5 protein-coding genes are annotated in these 6,289 nt (G+C 45.6%); all 5 read right to left on the bottom strand.

The genetic code is table 11. From position 1 onward, the window contains the following. Positions 1-264: 264 nt before the first annotated feature. The 5 genes from OOT00_RS10070 to OOT00_RS10050 all read right to left on the bottom strand — a co-directional run bounded on the left by OOT00_RS10070 (position 265) and on the right by OOT00_RS10050 (position 6,210). Entirely contained in the window at positions 265-810 is a 546-nt protein-coding gene (locus tag OOT00_RS10070) for a DUF6624 domain-containing protein (protein ID WP_265425247.1), read from the bottom strand. A 258-nt stretch (positions 811-1,068) separates the two neighbouring features. After that, a complete protein-coding gene (locus OOT00_RS10065; protein ID WP_265425246.1) occupies positions 1,069-1,353 on the bottom strand; it encodes a hypothetical protein in 285 nt (94 codons plus the stop codon). Positions 1,354-1,468: 115 nt separating this feature from the next. After that, complete coding sequence (locus OOT00_RS10060; RefSeq protein WP_265425245.1) at positions 1,469-2,863, bottom strand: ATP-binding protein; 1,395 nt, start codon at positions 2,861-2,863, stop codon at positions 1,469-1,471. Between the two features lie 120 nt (positions 2,864-2,983). Further along, the gene (locus OOT00_RS10055; protein ID WP_265425244.1) at positions 2,984-4,027 is read right to left on the bottom strand and encodes an SIR2 family protein; all 1,044 of its coding nucleotides are present in this window, start codon (positions 4,025-4,027) and stop codon (positions 2,984-2,986) included. Between the two features lie 98 nt (positions 4,028-4,125). Further along, positions 4,126-6,210: an ATP-binding protein gene (locus OOT00_RS10050; protein ID WP_265425243.1), complete on the bottom strand. Its 2,085-nt coding sequence runs from the start codon at positions 6,208-6,210 to the stop codon at positions 4,126-4,128. Between the last annotated feature and the right edge of the window lie 79 nt (positions 6,211-6,289).

The raw sequence follows: 6,289 nt of genomic DNA, 5'->3' as shown, positions 1-6,289 counted from the left end.
ATAGATAATAAAGTATCATGAATTAATAAAAAATACTTTAAAATATATACTAAAAGGTGTCAAAACACACATCGACATGATGTATCCTGAATTACCGAGCTATTGTAACTGGCAATGGCCAAATTTTTTGACCCACTTTTGGCCAGTTAAATTGACCTGTTTTGATAACTCAAGTCCAAAACTTGAGCTTGGAGCTAACGCAGAGCGCACCGGCGACCTTGACGCAGAGAAGCGGAGACAAGGGCGTCCGAGTGCCGCGTTTGGTTAACTGGCTTGTTCAATATTGGCACGACGTTTCCGCTCCTGCTCAGTCATTTGTTCCTGGCGCTCCTCGAGGGAGTTCAGCCCAAGACGCGCGCGGCGTTCATTAACCGTAGCAGAGTCCTCAATGGGAAATGGTGTTGGCCACCCATCTTCATCAACATCAAACTGAGTGCCGTAGTATTGAGACTCACCGGCAAAAATCCTCACTCGATCCTGAAGGAATGCCAGTTGCCAGCCTGCCACATCCTCTCTCGCAACGGCATGCTCTAGCAGGGAAACACACTCCGACATGAACTCAGTATCTGAAACGGAGTGCTGAGCGATAAGCCAGGCAGCTTTGGCGCCCTCTTCCCCAACTAGCGAAATGCTGGGCCAGCCGTGAACACCAATAATCTCTTTCAGGCGAGAGGCATTCTGCTCATGCAGGGCTTTCATCCGGGGATGATAAGACTCAGATGGCAGTTCTCCGGTATCGAAGAGTTGCTGCAATAACCGCTGGTCTTCTGTCATCATCGTGACCAGCTCATCCGCAAGATTCTGATTCATGGACCCCTTCCCAGTTAACGGGGCGCCGGGCAGCATGCGGATGGTATCTGCCGCCCCGATGGCGCGGCGCGAAGCGTCCGCGCCATCGCCGCGTTAAGGGGTGAGCAACGCAACTACCAACCTTCCGCATTGCACTAAAAACTAATAAAATCAAAGCATAACGAAAATGCCACGCGTTGCGAATCCCTCTTGAACGCCTTGTTATATTTTCGTTCTCAACGCTAATGTGACCGAGAGCTTAAGATCAACGAAAAACCATCAACAAACTGATACTTCTCGACTTTCTAAAACCGTAGCAGCTTCGGCTCGCTCAATAATTTTTAACAATACCGATTGAATTGATTCATCTTCACGAACATCTTTATCACTCGTAAATCGCTGAATTTGCGGTTCAGCATTTTCTTCAGCAATAAAAGTGATGACTACTTCGGTAGCGAAATCTGTCGTTTTGCCAAAATATTCTAAAGATATTTGCGGATAACCTTTGAAACCTCTTTGTACTCGTTTCAATATGCGTTTTTTCGCTTTATCCACGTTCATCATGAATCCTTTTGATTGCTGAACTTAAAAAAAATATAACACCCGACTCACGCGCCGGTTTGGAGCCGCGAAGCGGCGGAAAATCGGTCGCGGTGCAGCCGATTGTTAGCTGTCAGCTTCAAGAACGAACCAAGCGGTACCGAAATTGGAAGGCCGATACATTTGGATCGACTGGCTCTATCACTCCATCCTGCCGCAATTTTTGGAGAGCTTTCTTAACCTTGTTGATGTCGTCTTCGCCGCTAAGCTCACGAACCATGCGATTAGTGATCTCATCCGCAGGATTAGCACTGAGATGTCTGGTGATAACGTCCTCGATTGACGCTAACTCCTGATGCCGGATAGTGACCAAAAAGGCGTTTTCCATCTCTTTAAATTCCGGCGGTACTAAACCAGCTTTTTTCAGTTCGTTTCGCGCGGTATCCAATCCTTCTCCGATGTCATGATTCAGCGGATCTGGCAAGTTGTGAATCATGCGGTTGATATTGGGGTTTCTCGAAAACCTATCGGTGTAAAGATTTTCGACCGTCATGAACCCAGGTAACTTTCCGGGGCTCGACACTTCGATACGGTTGTCGAAAATTCTGATATGAATATCATCGTTTAAGCTGTAATCACGATGAAGAGCAGCATTTACTACAATCTCTTTAATCGCCTCGACCGGGTATTTCAACTTTACAAGCTTCTTTCCATCCTTAAACGTAGCCCCTTCCAACAGTGCTTCCACCTTTTCCAAAACCCCTCGCACCGAAACCTCCAGCGGGCCAGAAATGGTAGTGGGCATCTCAGCGAGTTGCTCACGCTTATATTCCGAACTCGTTGTGAGGAGTCGGTACACTTTGAAGGAACACCGGGTGGGAAGTGATGCTGACGGAGTCTCGTCGAAAAGCAGAACCGCCCCAACATTCGGAACTCGTTCGCCGTTAGCTTTGGCCAGTAGTTTCTGTTTTCGCAAAAAATCTGCGGGTGCTTGTTTGCTTCCTATACGACTGATGTATTTGCCTAGATACTCGCTATCTACCAATTCGTTTAAATCTATTCCATCCACAGCTAAACGCTCGTACACCAACACGCCCTTGCTGTAAGAGAGTGACGTAATTCTTTCGCCCTTAATCTTTCTTTTTTCGGCGCCGATTCTTATGTAGCAGTCGCCGCTCGACGTGTAGTGAACCTTTGGGCTCTTTGGAATAAAAAGGCGCATGACAAGGCCCCTTGATCCAAAATCAATCAGTTCGACATCGACGTTCTCGACAGATGGTTCGGTTTCTTCGAGCAGCGTTGGCAAAATTCCATTGCACTCTTCCTGATTCAAAAAGCCGACAATTCGCTCTCCAGACTCGGACTGATCTTCAACGCCAACGAACAACTCTCCTCCATCGGCGTTCGCAAATGCCACGAAGCTCTGTTGTAGCTTTGCCGGATTGATGCGCTTGCTTTTAAGGTCGGCAAAGTGGCCTTCGTCTAAGGAAAGCAACCGGGCTTCCTCATTGTCTTCTGGCTTTCGGACTTCCATTAATTCTCCCTATATCTTCTGACAGCTAACGCCTGGGCTCAGCGGCCGATTTGGAGGCGCACCGCGCCGGAAAAGCGGTCCGCTGCAGCCCCTGGTTATGCGATTTTTGGCGTAAGGCTCTCACTTTCCTTCTCCACAAGGCTTACCCGAAAGGTGGCCATTTTTTTCTTCATCCACCAGCGGTTTTACCCATTCTTGCAACTGTTTTAAAGACAGACCTTTCGGAAAATTGTTGTCTGTCCATGGACGCTGCTGAAGCGTTGCCATTGCGAAAGCATCACAGCTTCGCCTCGGATGAATGGAAAGGTATGTATTAAAGAAATCGGCTTGAATTGCATAGTTTTCTCTGACAATAAAGTCCTTCCAACTATCCTTAACCGCTTCTCTCGGTTTGATATCAACAAGGTCAATTTGTGCAAGATCTCTGGTTGTATTCTCTGCCCATACGTACAGCATGAGCTTTCTTGCTTCAGCATCTGTTACTGGCGCGCTATATCCAAAAACTGTAATAAAATACGCGTGCTTAATATGGTTCTGTAGGTTTTCCCACTCAGAACATATGAACTCATCTTCGGAATAGTTTTTTTGACTAACGGGATATAGTAGTTTTGACGGCTCAAACTGATTTCCACATTTATCGCAACTGTTGAATCGCCACCCCTTAGTTTTACACGAATAACAAACACCTATTGCCACATTTCCATGAAGAAATGCCATCTGGGGCATTTCCTCATAACCGATGACATTCATATTCCTCTGAAATGCTTGCGCGAGAAACGGGTCCCAATTAAAAGTAGCGATGATGTCTTTCCCACGGAGACCCAAAACCAAATAGTCATACAGCGTGGCTTCATCAGGCAGCTGCATCTCGCTAAAGTAGTTCTCTACTGCCAACTCTATTTCTTTAACGAGATCAGGGTACTCCCCACTGAAAACCAGAGCATCATAGGTCGCTTCGAAATTTTCGCCTTCATATTTCAGGCCGTATTCCTCAAATAGCGACTCGAGACCAACCACCTCGACCAGATTATTCATTAATGGCAACTTGCGGCCATTCTTATCACCATCTGGAAGAGCCGCCAGACTTGCCCCCGCACCAAGGATAGCAACGTGAGGTGAATGGTTAGAATTAGTCTTTACATCCAATTGAGGGAGTGTAGGCATGGACTTTCCTTTAGTCGCTCAAATTCCATTCCGCATAACGCCTTGCTCACCGGCAAATTAGGAGCGTAGCGAGTAATTTATCCGTGTGCAGCAACTTTTTAGCCGCCTTCCGCTTCTGGCTCAGATATTTCAGGCACAGAAAATATCATGGGAGTTCCACTACTGAACGCTTTGCCGACAGCAATGGCATGGCGAGGCCTAAGCCTTGTAAGGGATGCTACATAGTCTGAGCTCATGTAGTTGCCTAAAAATTCCGCGCTCGTCCTATCGAATTGCTGAAATGCGACAACTGAATTACATTGTGTCAAAACAGTTTTAGAAACATTTGCGGTTCTTTGCGCGATGACAACAAATCCGACTCCGTATTTTCTACCTTGTAGAGCAATCTGGGCAATACTATTTACAACTGCGCTAGAACGTTTGTCATCGACCCCTAAAAAGTTCCACTCCGGCACTATGGTATGTGCTTCCTCAAGGACAACGCACACCTTTTTCCCAGCCAGCTCTTGAGCTTTAGCTAACTCGAATAAAGACTTAAAAAACCATTTCGTATATTCGAGTATTCCTGCAGAGTTCGTAACATCGGGAAGCTCAAATAATACTGCCTTATTATCACTTCCAACAAACTGCCTCAAAGCCACTTTAAAACCATTGCGCAATTCGGTTTCTTTTGCAGCAATTAGAGACTTGTTGCGTTGATTGGCAAACTTGTCCATCTCATCACTTATCGTGTCGATGGCCGTAAACATGGATTCAGCCTCTTTCCCTTTAACTAAGGAGCCACTTATCAAGTCTGCTAACTTCACGCTATATTCATTTGTGAAATCAACGCATACTATTTTTGTATCCTCATCAGCAATCTGTCGTATTAGATTCCTAGCAAAAACAGACTTTCCTGAACCTGTGACTCCAAGGATTGCTAAATGATGCGTAACAGCAGTGTCTCGATCTATAAATACTTGAAAGTTGGTGCCTGGGATATTTCCAATTTGATATTCGTTTGGAAGACACTCAGGCACATCAACTGTCTCAGCCTTTAATACAGGGCTGTTCATATTCGGCACCCATCCATACCGATCAAAACTGCGAGTTTCTGCGTTCCATATTCCGAGTTGTACTGCCTCCCCAATTATGAAGCCAGCTTCATTGCGAGAGTCTAAAGCTTCAGCCCCGGTCGTACCTTCCACGACTTGGTAAAGGATGTTGTGTACCCCACAACGCACTTGCAGCAGCTCTCCCTCTTGGATACTTACATTAAATGCGTATTCAAACTTCAACTTTTCAATGGTTGCGCCTTCACAAACTGTACCGATCAAATGACTCACGAGATCTAGCTCACCATCAACCTTCAATAAGTGGACAATGCCTTTTTTGGGTGAGTCAGGAGCTGTTGTTTTATCTTCCAATTCACCAAATGATTCATCAGTTAGTATCTTTAACCATCTTTGCTCATTAAGCTCATAGGCCTCGATTACAAGGCCTGTAAGCCATCTTTCTCGTCCCCCTGAATTTGATACAAAACCTGTGACATCAAACCGTTTTATTGGAGGGCTGTCGGGGTAGACTTTTGCCAAGTAGGCGCTTGAAGATTGGATGCCGAATAGTTCCGCTACGGCTGACTCTGATCGCTTAGATATTGAGCTGAGTGAAATTATTGCCTTCTTGGGGTCAATAAGAAGTAGTACCGATGCATAAACGAAGAGCGCAATGAATAGTGGTGATTGGCTATCGACATAAAAAATGACACACAACACAAATAGAGAAAACCACAAAAATCGCCCATTACCAAACCGCACAGCAATAGTTTTTAATACAATCGACGCCTTGTTTATCTGCGAAGAAGGAGATTTTTCTGGACTCAAGAGCAAAAGAGCCAACAGGGATACAATAAGTAGTGCTGCACTATAACTCCAAAATATCCAATACCATAACCCCATTTCATTAAGATCGGAATGCATTGGAGAAAGTAGCAGTAAAACCGAAACCGTTGACGCAACCACGTCTGTTGGTCGTGTAAAGAAGTGTTCGGCCAGTAGAGTTGTAAAGGACAGCATTATAAGAGCAGAGATAATTACAATCCCTTTGCTGTTCAGAACGTCTATGGACGATTTGAACACGGTATAGCAAACCAAAAGTAATGCTAACGTCGCTAGGAAGACTATTATTCTTTGACCCTTTGGCATAGATGTTCCTTGGTGGTTTGTCTCGGCTAACGGGGTGGCCTTTGAGCCGTGCCCGAAGGGCATCGGTCTCCAGAGGCTG

It is taken from the genome of Desulfobotulus pelophilus (genome assembly GCF_026155325.1).
GTDB lineage: Bacteria > Desulfobacterota > Desulfobacteria > Desulfobacterales > ASO4-4 > Desulfobotulus > Desulfobotulus pelophilus.
This window is presented reverse-complemented; position numbering and strand designations above follow the sequence as displayed.